The 14727-nt window shown below is 69.2% G+C and carries 18 protein-coding genes; 11 read left to right on the top strand and 7 right to left on the bottom strand.

Going from position 1 to position 14727, the window contains the following annotated elements:
- The first annotated feature begins 1 nt into the window (after position 1).
- On the top strand, positions 2 to 745 hold the full coding sequence (locus tag DK459_RS10945; RefSeq protein ID WP_024070140.1) for a DUF1045 domain-containing protein: 744 nt from the start codon (positions 2 to 4) through the stop codon (positions 743 to 745).
- A complete protein-coding gene (gene phnN / locus DK459_RS10940; RefSeq protein WP_006385572.1) occupies positions 742 to 1320 on the top strand; it encodes a phosphonate metabolism protein/1,5-bisphosphokinase (PRPP-forming) PhnN in 579 nt (192 codons plus the stop codon). The genes DK459_RS10945 and phnN overlap by 4 nt, the downstream gene beginning before the upstream one ends.
- 41 nt (positions 1321 to 1361) lie before the next feature.
- Here phnN and DK459_RS10935 read toward each other — a convergent pair whose 3' ends face one another.
- Complete coding sequence (locus DK459_RS10935) at positions 1362 to 2321, bottom strand: LysR family transcriptional regulator (protein ID WP_024070141.1); 960 nt, start codon at positions 2319 to 2321, stop codon at positions 1362 to 1364.
- Between the two features lie 107 nt (positions 2322 to 2428).
- On the opposite strand from DK459_RS10935, the gene DK459_RS10930 reads away from it, so the two are divergent.
- From DK459_RS10930 to DK459_RS10920, 3 genes are read left to right on the top strand one after another with little or no spacing between them, the layout of a single operon-like run.
- A complete protein-coding gene (locus tag DK459_RS10930; protein ID WP_024070142.1) occupies positions 2429 to 4261 on the top strand; it encodes a gamma-glutamyltransferase family protein in 1833 nt (610 codons plus the stop codon).
- 56 nt (positions 4262 to 4317) lie between these two features.
- Positions 4318 to 5289 (top strand): tripartite tricarboxylate transporter substrate binding protein, encoded by a 972-nt coding sequence (locus DK459_RS10925; protein ID WP_024070143.1) that lies wholly within the window; start codon positions 4318 to 4320, stop codon positions 5287 to 5289.
- Complete coding sequence (locus DK459_RS10920) at positions 5286 to 5777, top strand: hypothetical protein (protein WP_024070144.1); 492 nt, start codon at positions 5286 to 5288, stop codon at positions 5775 to 5777. The genes DK459_RS10925 and DK459_RS10920 overlap by 4 nt, the downstream gene beginning before the upstream one ends.
- Positions 5778 to 5810: 33 nt before the next feature.
- On the opposite strand, the gene phnE is transcribed toward DK459_RS10920, so the two are convergent.
- The 3 genes from phnE to phnC all read right to left on the bottom strand — a co-directional run bounded on the left by phnE (position 5811) and on the right by phnC (position 8535).
- Entirely contained in the window at positions 5811 to 6605 is a 795-nt protein-coding gene (gene phnE, locus DK459_RS10915) for a phosphonate ABC transporter, permease protein PhnE (protein ID WP_020926712.1), read from the bottom strand.
- 77 nt (positions 6606 to 6682) lie between these two features.
- Positions 6683 to 7663, bottom strand: a complete 981-nt coding sequence (phnD, locus tag DK459_RS10910) for a phosphonate ABC transporter substrate-binding protein (RefSeq protein WP_006385579.1) — start codon at positions 7661 to 7663, stop codon at positions 6683 to 6685.
- A gap of 29 nt (positions 7664 to 7692) precedes the next feature.
- Positions 7693 to 8535, bottom strand: coding sequence for a phosphonate ABC transporter ATP-binding protein (gene phnC, locus DK459_RS10905; RefSeq protein ID WP_006385580.1), 843 nt, complete (start codon positions 8533 to 8535; stop codon positions 7693 to 7695).
- A 198-nt stretch (positions 8536 to 8733) separates the two neighbouring features.
- Here phnC and DK459_RS10900 point away from each other — a divergent pair, with 198 nt between their 5' ends.
- From DK459_RS10900 to DK459_RS10880, 5 genes are all read left to right on the top strand, one after another.
- Positions 8734 to 9165 (top strand): GFA family protein, encoded by a 432-nt coding sequence (locus tag DK459_RS10900; protein ID WP_024070146.1) that lies wholly within the window; start codon positions 8734 to 8736, stop codon positions 9163 to 9165.
- A 52-nt stretch (positions 9166 to 9217) separates the two neighbouring features.
- On the top strand, positions 9218 to 9577 hold the full coding sequence (locus tag DK459_RS10895; RefSeq protein WP_006385582.1) for a helix-turn-helix transcriptional regulator: 360 nt from the start codon (positions 9218 to 9220) through the stop codon (positions 9575 to 9577).
- Entirely contained in the window at positions 9574 to 10113 is a 540-nt protein-coding gene (locus tag DK459_RS10890; protein WP_006385583.1) for an SRPBCC family protein, read from the top strand. The genes DK459_RS10895 and DK459_RS10890 overlap by 4 nt, the downstream gene beginning before the upstream one ends.
- Positions 10114 to 10630: 517 nt before the next feature.
- Positions 10631 to 10894: a translation initiation factor IF-1 gene (gene infA, locus DK459_RS10885; RefSeq protein ID WP_006385584.1), complete on the top strand. Its 264-nt coding sequence runs from the start codon at positions 10631 to 10633 to the stop codon at positions 10892 to 10894.
- Positions 10895 to 11056: 162 nt separating this feature from the next.
- Positions 11057 to 11383 (top strand): hypothetical protein, encoded by a 327-nt coding sequence (locus DK459_RS10880; RefSeq protein WP_006385585.1) that lies wholly within the window; start codon positions 11057 to 11059, stop codon positions 11381 to 11383.
- Between the two features lie 14 nt (positions 11384 to 11397).
- Here DK459_RS10880 and DK459_RS10875 read toward each other — a convergent pair whose 3' ends face one another.
- From DK459_RS10875 to mog, 3 genes are read right to left on the bottom strand one after another with little or no spacing between them, the layout of a single operon-like run.
- The gene (locus DK459_RS10875) at positions 11398 to 12282 is read right to left on the bottom strand and encodes a peptidoglycan DD-metalloendopeptidase family protein (RefSeq protein ID WP_199234276.1); all 885 of its coding nucleotides are present in this window, start codon (positions 12280 to 12282) and stop codon (positions 11398 to 11400) included.
- Positions 12282 to 12629 (bottom strand): hypothetical protein, encoded by a 348-nt coding sequence (locus DK459_RS10870; RefSeq protein WP_006385587.1) that lies wholly within the window; start codon positions 12627 to 12629, stop codon positions 12282 to 12284. Before DK459_RS10870 ends, DK459_RS10875 begins: the two co-directional genes overlap by 1 nt.
- 39 nt (positions 12630 to 12668) lie before the next feature.
- On the bottom strand, positions 12669 to 13316 hold the full coding sequence (gene mog / locus DK459_RS10865; RefSeq protein WP_006385588.1) for a molybdopterin adenylyltransferase: 648 nt from the start codon (positions 13314 to 13316) through the stop codon (positions 12669 to 12671).
- Between the two features lie 265 nt (positions 13317 to 13581).
- On the opposite strand from mog, the gene DK459_RS10860 reads away from it, so the two are divergent.
- Complete coding sequence (locus DK459_RS10860) at positions 13582 to 14706, top strand: D-alanyl-lipoteichoic acid biosynthesis protein DltD (protein WP_024070150.1); 1125 nt, start codon at positions 13582 to 13584, stop codon at positions 14704 to 14706.
- Positions 14707 to 14727 lie beyond the last annotated feature (21 nt).

Below are 14727 nucleotides of genomic sequence, written 5' to 3'. Positions count from 1 at the left end.
CATGCCGTCGGCCCACCGCTACGCGCTGTATCTCGCCCCCACCGGCCCCTGGCGTGAGCTGGGCAGCCGCTGGCTGGGCCGTTGCGCCGACACCGGCGCGGCCCTGCCGCCACTGCCCGGCCAGCCCGAGGCCGCGCGCGACTGGACCGCGGCGCCGCGCCATTACGGCCTGCACGCCACGCTGAAGCCGCCCTTCCGGCTGCGCGCCGGCGCCACGCCGCGGGATGTGGACGCCGCCGCGCGCCGCCTCGCCGCCGGCGACAGCGCCTTCGGCATCCAGCTCGAATGCGAGCCGCTGCGCGGCTTCCTGGCCTGGCGCATCGCATCCTCCGACGCCGACGGCCGCGCCCGCATCAACGCCCTGGCCGCCGCCGCCGTGCGCGGCCTGGACGACCTGCGCGCCGCGCCCGGCGCCGACGAACTGGCCCGGCGCCAGGCGCATGCGCTATCGCCCGAACAGCAGGCCATGCTGGCGCGCTGGGGCTACCCCTACGTGTTCGATACCTTCACCTTCCACATCACGCTGACCGGCAAGCTCGACGGCGAAGCGCTGGAACAGGCCCGGGCAGGCATCGCCGCCTTCGCCGACCCATTGCGCGGCCAGCCCATGCCGGTGCCCGGCGTGAGCGTGTATGTACAGCCGGAAGCGGGCGCCGACTTCATCGCGGCGCGCCACTACCGCTTCGACGGCGGCCACGTCGACGCGGCGGGCGCGGCCTACCTGGAAGGACCAGCCGCGGCATGAACCCGCCCGTTCCCGCCAGCGGCGAACGCCTGGTCTACCTGATGGGCGCGTCCGGCAGCGGCAAGGACACCCTGCTGCGGCTGCTGCGCGCCGGCCTGCGCGGCGACGAACCGGTGCTGGTGGCGCACCGCTACATCACCCGCGACAGCGGCGCCAGCGAGGACGCGCTGCGCCTGAGCGTCGATGAATTCGCGCGCCGCGCCGCACTGGGCTGCTTCGCCCTGCGCTGGGCCAGCCACGGCCTGCATTACGGCATCGGCATCGAGGTCGATACCTGGCTGGACGGCGGCGCGGCCGTCATCGTCAACGGCTCGCGCGCCCACCTGGCCGAAGCGCACCGGCGCTATCCGGCGCTGACGGCGGTGGAGATCACCGTCGATCCCGCGCGGCTAGCGCAGCGGCTGGCGGCGCGCGGCCGCGAATCCCCTGAACAGATCAGCCAGCGCCTGTTGCGCGCCGCGCAGGACTTCCCCGTCCCCGACGGTTGCCGCCTGCTGCGCGTCGCCAACAACGGCGCGCCGGAAGCCGCCGCCGCCGAATTGCTGGATATCGCCCGCGGCCGCCTCATCGCATAGACCGCGCGGAGCGCCAGGCAGCCCGGACGCGGCCGCACGCCTCAAGCCCGCGGCCGCGCGTCCTGGCCAAGGTCCGCGCACAACTCCAGCAGGATGTCCGAAAAGCGTTCCTCGGCCGCCAGCGCCTGCTCGCGCCGGCGGCGGATCAGGTTGATGGGCGGCAGCTCCCAACCGAAATCCCACGGCACCATGCCGAGCTTGCCGCGCTGGCACAGCTCGCGCGCGATGTCTTCCGGCACCACCGACACCAGCGCGGGGTTGGCGCTGAGCATGCCTTCGATCACGTCGGTGGAATAGGCCTCCAGCACCGGCGATGGCGAGCGCAGGCCGGCGCGGATGAAGTGTTCGACGATCAATTGCCGCGTCGGCGTGTTCACCGCCGGCAGCACCCAGTCCATCCCCGCCAGTTGCGCCCAGTCCGGCGCCCGCCGCGCCAGGCGCTGCGCCAGGCGGCTGTGCGCGATCACGCGCGGCCGCTGCCGGTACAGCACCCGATGGTCCAGGTCATCTTGCGCCACCGTCGACGTGGCGCGGCTGATGACGCAGTCGAGTTCGTGCCGCCGCAGCATCGGCACCAGGTGATCGGTCGTCGCCCGGTGCAGCGTCAGGGTGACGCCATGGCGCTGGTGCAGCCGGCCAATGGCCGCGGTCAGCAGCGCGCTCGATACATACGGCACCACGCCCACGTGCAGGTGGGCGGCCCGGCCATCGTGCAGCGCCTCGACCTCGCGCGCCCACAGGTCCAGGTCGCTCTGCATGCGCCGGGCGCGCACCAGCGCCAGCTCGCCCAGCGGCGTGGGCTGCATGCCGCGCCCGGTGCGCAGGAACAGCGGCGCGCCGAAAATGGCCTCCAGCTCGGCCAGCGCCTTGGTGGCGGCCGGCTGGCTGATGCCGGTGGCCGCCGCCACGCGCGTCAGCGTGCCGTGGCGGGCGATGTTTTCCAGCAGCACCAGGTGGCGTTGACGCAGGCGGTTGGCAAGTCGGGCGGCATCCCAGGTCACGGGCGCATTCCTATAACTGATTGGTTATTCAATTATGCCAACAATGGCTTCCTGAGTTATTTCAGGCTCCTATACTGCGACGAAACCCATCCTTGCCCGTACCGTCCATGTCCACCTTCACCACCCGTCCGGAAATCCGCGGCACCTTCGGCGTCGTCTCGTCCACCCACTGGCTGGCCTCGCAGGTCGCCATGGGCGTGCTGGAGCGCGGCGGCAATGCCTTCGACGCCGCGGTGGCCGGCGGCTTCACGCTGCAGATCGTCGAGCCGCACCTGAACGGCCCCGGCGGCGAAGTGCCGATCCTGCTGTGGAGCGAACGGGAGAGCCGCATGCGCGCCCTGTGCGGCCAGGGACCGGCGCCGGCGCTGGCGACGCCCGCCTACTTTCGCGGACTGGGCGTGGACCTGGTGCCCGGCATCGGCCTGCTGCCCGCCACCGTGCCCGGCGCGTTCGGCGCCTGGCTGACCCTGCTGCGCGACTACGGCACCTGGGAACTGGCCGACGTACTGCGCCCGGCCATCGACTACGCCCGCAACGGTTTTCCGCTGGTGCCGCGCATCTCGCAGGCCATCCTGGCGGTGCAGGCCCTGTTCCGCGACGAATGGACCAGCTCGGCCGCCGTCTGGCTGCCCGACGGCAAGGTGCCCGCGCCCGGCGCGCTGCTGCGCACGCCGGCCATCGCCGCCACCTACACCCGCATCCTGGACGAGGCGCACGCGGCGGCAACCGACCGCAATGGCCGCATCGATGCCGCGCTGGCCATCTGGTACCGCGGTTTCGTGGCCGACGAGATAGACGCCTACTACACCCATGAAGCCGTGCGCGACACCACCGGCCAGCGCAATCGCGGCCTGCTGCGCAAGGCCGACCTGGCCGACTGGCGCGCCCGCTACGACGATCCCGTCACGCTGCAATACGGCCGCTACACCGTGGCCAAGTGCGGCGTGTGGTCGCAAGGCCCGGTACACCTGCAACAGCTGGCGCTGCTGCGCCACCTGGAGATGGACGGCCTGGACCCGGCCTCGCCGCAGTTCGTGCACCGCGTGGCCGAAGCCGCCAAGCTGGCCTTCGCCGACCGCGCCGCCTGGTACGGTGATCCCGATTTCGTCGACGTGCCGTTGGCCGCATTGTTGAGCGACGACTACGCCCGGGCGCGCGCCAGCGGCATCGGCCCCCGCGCCGCCGCCACGCTGCAACCCGGCTCTCCCGCCGGCCGGGCGCCGCGCCTGCCCGACCTGGAGGCCGCCGCCCGCACGCTGGCTGCCTCGGACACGCGCTTCGGCGTGGGCGAGCCGACTTTCGCGGCGCTGCCGCCGGTGGCGGAATGGGCCGCGCGCGAGATCTTCGTCGGCGATACCTGCCAGATCGACGTCATCGACCGCGACGGCAACATGGTCGCGGCCACGCCGTCCGGCGGTTGGCTGTCGTCCAGCCCGGTGGTGCCGGCGCTGGGCTTCCCGCTGACCACGCGATTGCAGATGACCTGGCTGGACGACGGCGTGCCCGGCCAGCTGCAACCCGGCAAGCGGCCCTGCACCACGCTGTCGCCCGGCCTGGTGTTGCGCGACGGCCAACCCTACATGGCCTTCGGCACGCCCGGCGGCGACCAGCAGGACCAGTGGACGGTGGCCTTCTTCCTGCGCCATGCCATGGGCCTGAACCTGCAGGAGGCGATCGATGCGCCGTCCTGGCACATCGATCATTTCCCGGGCTCGTTCTGGCCGCGCGCGCTGACGCTGAACCGCCTGACGGTCGAGGGCCGCCTGGCCGAAGCCACGCAACAAGCGCTGCGCGAGGCCGGCCATGAGTTGCGTGTCGGCCCCAACTGGTCCGAAGGCCGCATCAGCGCCTGCACCCGCGAGCCCGCGGCCGGCGGCGGCCTGCTGCTGCGCGCCGCCGCCAACCCGCGCGGCATGCAGGGCTACGCGGTCGGCCGATGAACCGATTTTCCATCCAGCCGGCGACGAGACCGGCCTTATCGCAAGGGGTAAACACCATGAAAACCATCCGACGACTGTTGCGCGCCTGCGCCCTCACCGTGGCGTGCGCCGCGCCCGCGCTGGCGCAGGCCGCCTGGCCCGAAAAGCCGATCACGCTGATCGTGCCGTGGGCCGCCGGCGGCTCCACCGACATCCTGGCGCGCGTGCTGTCCGAAGGACTGACACAATCGCTCGGCCAGCCCGTCATCGTCGAGAACCGCTCGGGCGCCTCGGGCAACATCGGCAGCACTTTCGTCGCGCGCGCCAAACCCGACGGCTACACGCTGCTGGTCGGCTCGATGAGCACCCACACCATGAACCAGGCGCTCTACGGCAACATGCCGTTCGACGGCGTCAAGGACTTCACGCCGATCGCCGAACTGGCGCTGGTCACCAACACCATGGTGGTGCATCCCTCGGTGCCGGCCGCCAACGTCAAGGAATTCATCGACTACGTCAAGGCCAACCCCGACAAGGTGGCCTACGCCTCGGCCGGCCAGGGTTCGACCAACCACCTGAGCGCCGCGCTGTTCGAGAAGGCCGCGGGCGTGAAGATGATGCACATTCCCTACCGCGGCGGCGCGCCGGCGGTGCTGGACACGGTGGCCGGCCGCACCCAGGTGCTGTTCAGCGCCGGCACCCAGACCCTGCCGCACGTGCAGACCGGCAAGCTCAAGCTGCTGGCCGTCACCGAGGAACAGCGTTCGCCGCTGCTGCCCGAGGCGCCGACCGTGGCCGAGACCCTGCCCGGCTACGAACTGTCGGTCTGGTACGGCGCCTTCGGCCCGGCCGGCATGCCGCCGGAACTGACGACGCGGCTGAACCAGGAGATCAACAAGATTCTCAAGCGGCCCGACGTCGTCAAGAAGATGGGCGACATGGGCGTGCTGCTGCTGGACACCACGCCGGAGCAGTTCGGCCAGGTGCTGGCGCGCGATGCCGACAAGTACGGCAAGCTCATCAAGGAACTGGGAATCACCGCCGAATGAGCATCACGTCCGACACCGTCGAGCGCCTCGCGCAAGCCTATGACGCGGCCTCGGCCCCGGCGGCCTTCGCCGCGCTCGACACGCACGCCCACGCCACGCTGGGGCACACGCTGTGCACCATCAACCGCCATGACGCCGAACGCATGCGGGTGGTGCGGCTGTACAGCTCAAACCCCGCCGCCTATCCGCCCGGCGGCAGCAAGGACAAGCGCGGCACCGCCTGGGGCCGCCACGTCCTGCTCGAACGCAAGGTCTTCATCGGCGAGGGCAGCGACGCGATCCGCGAGTTCTTCGACGATCACGACGCCATCCAGGCGCTCGGCCTGCAATCGGTGATCAACGTGCCGGTGGTGTTCGACGGCGCCTGCCTGGGCACCGTCAACTTCCTGATGCCGCGCGCGGCGCTGGCGCCGGCGGACATCGCCGCCGCCCGGCTGGCGGGACTGCTGGCCCTGCCCGCCTTCCTGGCGCTCACGCCGGCCGACTGAGCCAAAGGGGCGCGCCGCGGCGCGCCCCGGCCTTCAGATCAACGCGCGGCGGATGCGGGCCGACGCCATATCGATCACGACCACGAAGCCGACGATGATGATCATCACCGCGCAGGTTTCCGCATAGCGGAAGCTGCGGATGATTTCCCACAGCACCGTGCCGATGCCGCCGGCGCCGACGATGCCCACCACCGAGGCCGAGCGCACGTTCGACTCGAAGCGGTACAGCGAGTACGAGATCCACAGCGGCAGCACCTGCGGGATCACGCCATAGACGATCTCTTCGAGCGCGTTGGCGCCGGTGGCGCGCACGCCCTCGACCGGGCGCGGGTCGATGGCCTCGACCGCCTCGGAAAACAACTTGGCCAGCACGCCGGTGGTGTGCACCCACAACGCCAGCACGCCGGCGAAGGGCCCCAGGCCCACCGCCACGATGAACAGCATCGCGAACACCATTTCATTGATGGCGCGGCAGGCGTCCATCAGGCGCCGCATCGGTTGGTAGACCCAGGCCGGCACCATGTTCGACGAACACAGCAGCCCCAGCGGCACGGCCACCACGATCGCCAGGAACGTGCCCCACACCGCGATCTGCACCGTCACGATCATCTCGTCCAGGTACATGCGCCAGTCGCGGAAATTGGGCGGAAAGAAGTCGGCCGCGAACTGGGCCATGTTGCCCGAGTCCCGCAACAGGTCCAGCGGCCGCATGTCGGCGCCGCGCCAGGACATCACCAGCAGCGCCAGCACGAAGGCCCATACGAGCAGGACCGGCAGCGACGAGCGCGGCGCGGCGGGGGAACGGGAAGAAGGCACGGCCAGGGTCATGGGGATTCCGGAATAGAAAAATCGGATGGACGCGGCGCCGGCGCTTCAGGGGCAAGCGCCGGCGCCGCGTGGCATCGTTACTGCTTGGCGGTCGGCTGGCCCAGGCTGGCCAGCTTGGCGTCCAGCTCGGCCAGCTGCTTCTGCTTCTCGGCCTGGCCGATGGTGGCATCGGCCTCGATCTTGGCCTTTTCACGCGCCAGTTCGATCTGGCGGATCGGCACCAACTGCTGGTTGTCCGAGGCGCGGAAGCCCTGGTAGGTCAGCGCCTTCAGGTTGGCCATCTCGCGCGCGGCGTCCTTGCCCTTGCCGTAGTTGACGAAGAAGTCGCGGATCTTGGCCTTCATGTCGGCCGGCAGGTCGGTGCGCATGACCAGCGGATCGGCCGGGATCAGCGGCGACTTCCACAGGATGCGCACGCTGTCATTGGCGTCCTTGCCGGTGCTCAGGCGATAGCGCTCCAGCGCCTCGGTGTTGTTGACGGCCACGTCGACCTGCTTGTTGATCACCGACAGCAGGTTGGTCTCGTGGTTGCTGACGCGCACGGCCTTGAAGAAGGTCTTGGGCTCGATCTTGTTGGCGGCCCACAGGTAGTAGCCGGGCACGGCGGTGCCCGAGGTCGAGTTGGGATCGCCGGCGCCGTAGGTCAGCTGGCCGCGGCGCTTGAGCAGGTCGTCCAAGCTCTTGATGTCGCTGTCCTTGTTGACGATCAGCAGCGACCAGTAGCCCGGGTTGCCGTCCTTGTCGATCACCGAGGCGAACACTTCGCCGCTGGCGCGGTCCACGGCTTCGATCGCAGACTTGTTGCCGTACCAGGCCAGCTGCACCTTGTTGAAGCGCATGCCTTCGATGATGCCGGCGTAGTCGGAAGCGAAGAACGGCTTGACCGGCACGCCGATGGCGCGGCTCAGGTCGTCGATGACGGGCTGCCACACCGACTTCAGATTGGTCGACGACTCCGTCGAAATGATGCCGAAGTTCAACGGCTTGGCCTCTTGCGCATGGACTTGCGTGGACAAGGCGGCAGCGGCGATCAGGGCAACAAAGGTTCTGCGTAGCATGGAAAGCTCCGGGTAGGGAACGGGTAAGGTCAGGCCGCGCAGGCCTGTCGGGAAAGCGGCGCCAGGCCCGGCATGGGCAGGACCTGCGGCGTGTATTCGGGAAGCAGCTCGCTCAATTCCGAGCCGTACAGGTCGCGCAGCATGGCCGGCGTCAGCTCGGCCGAGGGACCGTCGTAGACCACCTTGCCATGGCGCAGCGCCACCACCCGCGGGCAGTAGCGCAGGGCGACATCGACCTGGTGCAGCGAGACCACCACGGCCACCTTGCGGCTGCGATTGATCTGCGCCAGCGTGTCCATCACGCGACGTGACGATTCCGGATCGAGCGAGGCGATCGGCTCGTCGGCCAGGATCACGCGGGCGTTCTGCACCAGCGTGCGGGCGATCGCGGCGCGCTGCTGCTGGCCTCCGGACAGCGTCGAGGCGCGCTGAAATGCGTAGTCGTCTATACCAACCTGGGCAAGCGCGTCGAGCCCCTGGCGCACTTCGGCCCGCAGGAACACACGCGTCAGGCTGCGCCACATCGGCACGCGCGGCAGCAGGCCGGTCAGCACGTTGGTGATCACCGGCAGGCGGCCCACCAGGTTGAATTGCTGGAACACGAAGCCGATGCCGGCGCGGGCGCCGCGCACATTGCGCGACAGGCGGCCGTGGCGCTGGATCAGCTGCCCATTGACGGTCACGCTGCCCTGCCCGGCGTCGCCCACCACGAAGCCGGCCAGGTGGCGCAGCAGAGTGGACTTGCCGGAGCCCGAGGCACCCAGCAATGCCACCATCTCGCCGTCGGCCACGCGCAGGTCGACGTTGTCCAGCGCCCGCGCGCCGGGATGGAAGGACTTGCTCAGCCCCTGTACTTCGATGGCGTAGGTCATCGTTGAATCCCCTTGGTCTGGTTCATTCGCGCATTCTGTTTTCGCGGCATGACAACGCGATGACCCGGGGATCGAATCATTTGGCGGAAAATAGGGGCCATGGCAACCAACTGAAAGACATCCGTCATATATGGCCGCGCCGCTGTCGCGGGCCCCGGGTATATTCAAGGCATCCCCTCTTCCCGACAGGCGGTCATCATGCTCAACGGTTCCTGCCTCTGCGGCCGCGTTGCCTACCAGATCACCGGCCCGCTCACCGACGCCCTCAATTGCCATTGCGCCATGTGCCGCAAGTCGCACGGCGCCGCGTTCCGCAGCCGCGCCACGGTGCAGGCCGCCGACTTCGCCTGGACCAAGGGGGAAAACCACGTCACCTGGTACTGCTCGTCGCCCGGCAACTACCGCGGCTTCTGCGAGGCCTGCGGCACGCCGCTGCTCAGCCGCTTCGACCAGACGCCCGACATCTACGGCCTGCCGCTGGGCGCCCTGGACGACGACCCGGGCATCAGGCCGTCCGCGCATTGCCACGTCGCCAGCAAGGCGCCGTGGTTCGACATCACCGACAACCTGCCGCGCTATCCGGGGGCCTATGAAGATGCCGAAGCGGCCTTGCCCCACGCGGTTACATAAAATTCAACCAAACAGTTGAATTCGATATGAACGGCAGGCTATATTCAACCCTATGGTTGAATCAATGCCTTCCTCCCTCGATGCCGTCTTTCGCGCGCTGGCCGACCCCACGCGCCGCGACATGCTGCAAAGCCTGGCGGGCGGAGACCGGACCATCGGTGAACTGGCCGCGCCCCTGCGCATGAGTTTCGCCGGCGCCTCCAAGCACGTGCAGGCGCTGGAACGGGCCGGCCTGCTGCGGCGCACCGTCAAGGGCCGCAGCCACGTGTGCAGCCTCGAGCCGGCCCCCATGGCCGAAGCCATGCAATGGCTGCGTTTCTACGAACATTTCTGGTCGGGCAGGCTGGACGCGCTTGAAGCCGCGCTGGCCGCCCATGCGCCCCGGCCGGACTCCCCCGGAGAGCCAACATGAGTGAATACGGTGTCGTCACCAGCCCCACGTCCCTCTGCTTTACCCGCGTGCTGCCCGCCAGCGTCGAACGGGTCTGGGCCTTCCTGACCGAATCCGACAAGCGCGGCCTGTGGCTGGCGACCGGCGACATGGAATTGCGCGAAGGCGGCGGCGTTACGCTGCGTTTCGTCCATGCCGACCTGTCGTCCGTGGCCGAGCCCACCCCCGAGCCATACAGGCCGTACGAGAACGGCGTCACCACCCACGGCGTCATCACGCGTTGCGAGCCGCCGCGGCTGCTGGCATTCACCTGGGGAGGCTCGCCCGGCGAACCGTCCGAAGTGACGTTCGAACTGTCCCCACAAGGGGACGACACCCGCCTGGTGCTGACCCATCGCAAACTGGCTTCGCGTGCCGGCATGATCGACGTAGCCGGCGGCTGGCATACGCATCTGGGAGTACTGTCGGCCCGCCTGGCGGGGCGCGAACCGGGCCCCTTCTGGTCGGCGCTGTTGCGCTGGGAAGCCGACTACCAGGCGCGCATCCCCGCGCAATGAAAAGCCGGTCAGTCGTTCAATAGCAACTATCACGCCACGAAGCCGGATAAAAACTGGCTAATCATTGCGCTTTGCAGTAACATAAGTGCGTGATTTTTCCGCAAAAACCGGGCTTCGTTCACGTCGAGCGCCTACCCGCAGTTACTACGGGCCATGCCGGACTTTCGCCTGGCATACCTGCGACGCTGCAACCGGTTTTCTTGGGTGAAACCTGCCCCTGGCCCATGGCGCAACCCGCGCCGCGCGCCGTTGCAGCAGACACTCCAACCCGCTTCTTCCGGCGACGCGCCACAAGCGCCAACCCGCGACCAAGCTGCGCATCGCGCGCACACTGCCCTCGCGGCGCGAGTATCCGTCATTTCAGACATCCACTCGGGATGCCATGGCCCATACCCGCGCTTGCCCGGACGTTTTACGTTCAACCGCTGGACCTGGCTATCAGAGTCCGACGCGCTCGCCGCTCCGGTGGCGCGCCATGCCGACGGCATGGCGGCGCGTATTGATCAAGGAGTAGAGAATGGCTAAAGAAGAACTCATCGAACTGGATGGCATCGTTGACGAAGTGCTGCCCGATAGCCGCTACCGCGTCACCCTGGATAACGGCATCGAAGTGGGCGCCTACGCCTCCGGCCGCATCCGCAAGCACCGCATCCGCATCCTGGCCGGTGACCGCGTCACCCTGGAAATGTCGCCGTACGACCTGACCAAGGGCCGCATCAACTTCCGCCACAAGGATGAGCGCGGCCCCGCCCCGAGCCGTCCCCAGCAGCATCGCCGCTGAGAAACCGCGGGGCCGGCATGTGCCGGCCTTCCGCCCCGCCCTGGCGCGCCACGCGGCCTTAAGCCCGCCCGCGCGCTGCCGTAGTAATGCGCAAGACCCCGGTTCGTGAAAGAATGGCGCTCCGCCCGGCGCCCGGCCCGGCGGCAACGCATACGCAGCAAGATGGATCTGACCCAGGAACTGAAGGAAGCCGCCGACCAGCTCTCCCTGACGCGAAGACGCTTCGCCAAGGGGGAAGAAGGCCTGCGCCTGCTGCATCAGTCGCGCGAGGCGTTCATCAACAGCCTGCGCAATACCGGCCTGACCTACGCCGAGGCCAAGACCAAGTACGACAACTGCCTGGATGACCAGGAAGTGCAGTTGCACGACATGCTGGAAAAGATGCGCTACGCCGAGCGCATGCACCAGTACATCCTGCACCGCATCGCGCTGCAGCAGTCGCAGGATGCCGCAGCGCTGCGGCCCGAGCAGGCCGCCGCCCCCGCCTGAGGACGCCGCCCCCGTCAGGGCTTGAAGGCGCCGATGAAGATCGCGGGATCGACCCGCGCATCGTTCAAGCTGACATTCCAGTGCAAGTGCGGCCCCGTGGCGCGGCCGGTGGCCCCGACCTTGCCGACCACGCCGCCGCGCGCGACGCTATCGCCCACCGTCACGTCGATCGCCGACATGTGGCAGAACATGCTGACGAAGCCCTGGCCATGGTCCAGGAAGACCGTCTTGCCGTTGAAGAAGTAATCCCCCACCAGCGACACCACGCCCGCGGCCGGCGCCTTGATCGGCGTGCCGGCCGGCACCGCGAAATCCAGCCCGGAATGCGGATTGCGCTCTTCGCCGTTGAAGAAGCGGCGCAGGCCGAACGGACTGGACAGGCGGCCGCCGCTGACGGGCCGGTCCAGCAGCACGTTGCTGGGCGTGACGCCAGCGCGGTAGGCGCGGTTGGCCGCGCTCTGCTCGGCCATTTCGCGCTCGATGCGCTTCATGTCGTCGGGATCGGGATTGACCTGGCGCGGGTTCTTCAGCGTGATGTGCTGGGCCACGTATTCCTTGGCGCCCACCGTGAAGGGCAACTGGCGCGAGCCGCCGGCGTCGCGCACGGTGACCTCCTGCGGGCCGGGCTTGACCGCCAGCGGGATGCCGACCACGGCGATCCATTGCTTGCCGTCTTCGCGCACCACCAGCACGCGGCGGTCGCGGTAGGTGACCTCGGGCGCCGTCGCGGCGTCGCCCAGCGCCAGCACGGCCACGCCGCCCGGCACCGGTGCGTTGAGCTTGCGGCTGATGTAGCCGCCCGCCTGCGCGGCGGGCGCCTGTCTGGCGCGGGCCGGCAGCGCCAGGCATACCGCCGCCGCGGCCAGGCCCAGCCGCAGCATGTCTCGGCGTTGCGGCATCACTGTTGCAGGCAGAGGTTGGCGGGTTCGATCAAGGTCTGGTCGCGCCGCGCGATGCGGGTCGACAGGCGGGCCTCGGTCTTGCCCTTCCAGGTGGTGGTGGTCAGCACCGCCTCGACGCCCAGGCTGTCCGACTGGATCAGCTCGAAGCCGTTGCGCACCGTCTTGCGTTCGAAATTCACGTCCAGGCTCTTCCAGGCGTCGGCCACGCAGTTGGTGTAGTCCTCGGCCGTGCGCTGGGTCGAGCCGTAGAACACCGGATCACGCTGGCGGACGTCTTTGACGTTGGCGCACGCCGACACGGCAAGCACGGCGGCGGCAAGGGACAAGGCGGTACGGACCTTCATATCGGGACTCTCTGGCAATGAATGGAAAGAGGCGGCCAACTATACCGCAGCGTCCGGCGACGGTTGCGGACGGCGCGCCGACTTGGGGCGGAAGGCCGCGATGACCTCGGGATGGGTCTCGGCGTAGGGGCCGCCGATCAGATCGATGCAGTAGGGAATCGCCGCGAAGATGCCCGCCGCCAGCACCGTGCCGTCATCGGCCTTCAGGCCCTCGAGGGTTTCGCGGATCGCCTTGGGCTGGCCCGGCAGATTGACGATCAGGGCGGCGTGCGATGGCCGTTCGCGGATGACGGCGACCTGCCGCGACAGGATCGCCGTGGGCACGAAGCGCAGGCTGATCTGGCGCATCTGTTCGCCGAAGCCCGGCATTTCCTTGGTGCCGACCGCCAGCGTGGCCTCGGGCGTGACATCGCGCCGCGCCGGGCCGGTGCCGCCGGTGGTCAGGACCAGGTCGCAGCCGCAGGTGTCGACCAGTTCGATCAGGGTGTCGGAAATGCGCCCCGCCTCGTCGGGAATCAGCCGCTCCACGGCCTGCCACGGCGAAGCCAGCGCCCCGCCCAGCCATTCGCGCAACGCCGGCAACCCCTGGTCCTGGTAGGCGCCGGCCGAGGCGCGGTCGGAAATCGACACCAGGCCGATGATCAGTTCGTCGGGGTGGCGGCGGGCGATGCGGGCAGGGGCGGTCATGGGCAGGCGAGGGGTGGAGTGGGCGGATGGCGGCAACCACCGTCCCTGCGGGCCGGGACGCGGTCAATCCTGGTAATCCAGGAGTCCGCCAGACAAGGATGCTAGCGCATTCTCCCCCCTTGGGCCCGCGGACGGGCCTGCCGTCCCTGTGGCAAAAAGGGGAATCCCCGGGTTTGCGCGCTTGTATCGGTCATGGGCGCTGGATAACATCCGCTCACAATCTTCCCTTCCACCCCGACCCGCGCGCCGCGCCTCCTGGTTCCTCATGTTCAAACGCACACTCGGGCAGCATGCGCTGGCGGCGGCGCTGGCCTTGACGGTCGCGCTGGCCGCGGGCCTGGGCGCCTGGCACGGGCTGGCCCTGCGCACCGGCCCGGCGCCGGACGCGGCAACGGGCGTCTACATCCACAACCTCGGCAATACCCTGCAGGACCAGACCCGCAACCTGTCGCGCCTGAGCCAGGCGCTGCGCACCGGCGACCGGCTGGTGGTGATGGGGTCGTCGGAACTCACCAGCACCGACCTGCGCTTCGTGCCCTACCGTTTCCTGGCCGATGAATTGCGCATGCCGGTCATGGCCTACGGCCATTCGGGCTTCCAGTCGCTCGGCATGCAACTGGTGCTGGCGGCGCTGGCCGACGACCTGTCGCCGGCCTCGCGCGTGGTGATCATGGTGTCGCCCGGCTGGTTCGATGGCGACGGCGGCCTGGGGCCGGACGAATTCCGCGAACATGCCAATCCCCTGCTGCCGCGCCTGGTGCGCCAGCCCGAGGGCCGCGAGCAACTGGCGCGCTGGCTGCGCGACAAGGGCGATGCCCGGGTGGCGTGGTCGATGGCCGCCGAGCAGGCCTATGTGTTCCGCCAGCGGCTGGTCGACCTGTGGACGCCGGCCCATGCCGCCCCGGCGCCCGAGACCGAAGCGGCGGGCCCGGCGGCGGCCGCCCGGGTGGTCGACTGGGACGCCCTGGCGCGCGAGGCGCAGGAAGCCGAACAGGCGCGGATGGCGCGCAACCGCTATGCCGTGCGCGACGATTTCTTCGACAAATACCTGCAGGCCGTCCCGGCCGGCGGCAAGACCGCCTTCCTGCCGCGGCCGCTGACCGGCAAGGACGAATTGCGCGAACTGGAGGCGCTGATGCGGTTGCTGCGCAACCATGGCGTCAACGCGCTGTTCGTGATGCAGCCGCTGCACCCGCTGGTGTTCAAGGACCTGGACCGCTTCGCCCCGATCCAGCGCCAGGTCGACGCGCTGTGCGCGCGCTACGCCATGGCCTGCATGAACATGTACGACGCCCCCTACGAGATCGGCACCCTGCGCGACGTGCAGCACCTGGGCGAACTGGGCTGGCTGCGTGTCAACCAGCGCATCGCCGAGGTCTTCCGCCCGTGAACCCGTTCCCCGATACCCCTT

This window comes from Achromobacter sp. RW408, assembly GCF_003184165.1.
GTDB classification, from domain to species: domain Bacteria; phylum Pseudomonadota; class Gammaproteobacteria; order Burkholderiales; family Burkholderiaceae_B; genus Achromobacter; species Achromobacter xylosoxidans.
The sequence above is the reverse complement of the archived record's forward strand: the minus strand, read 5'-3'. Positions and strand labels throughout refer to the sequence as shown.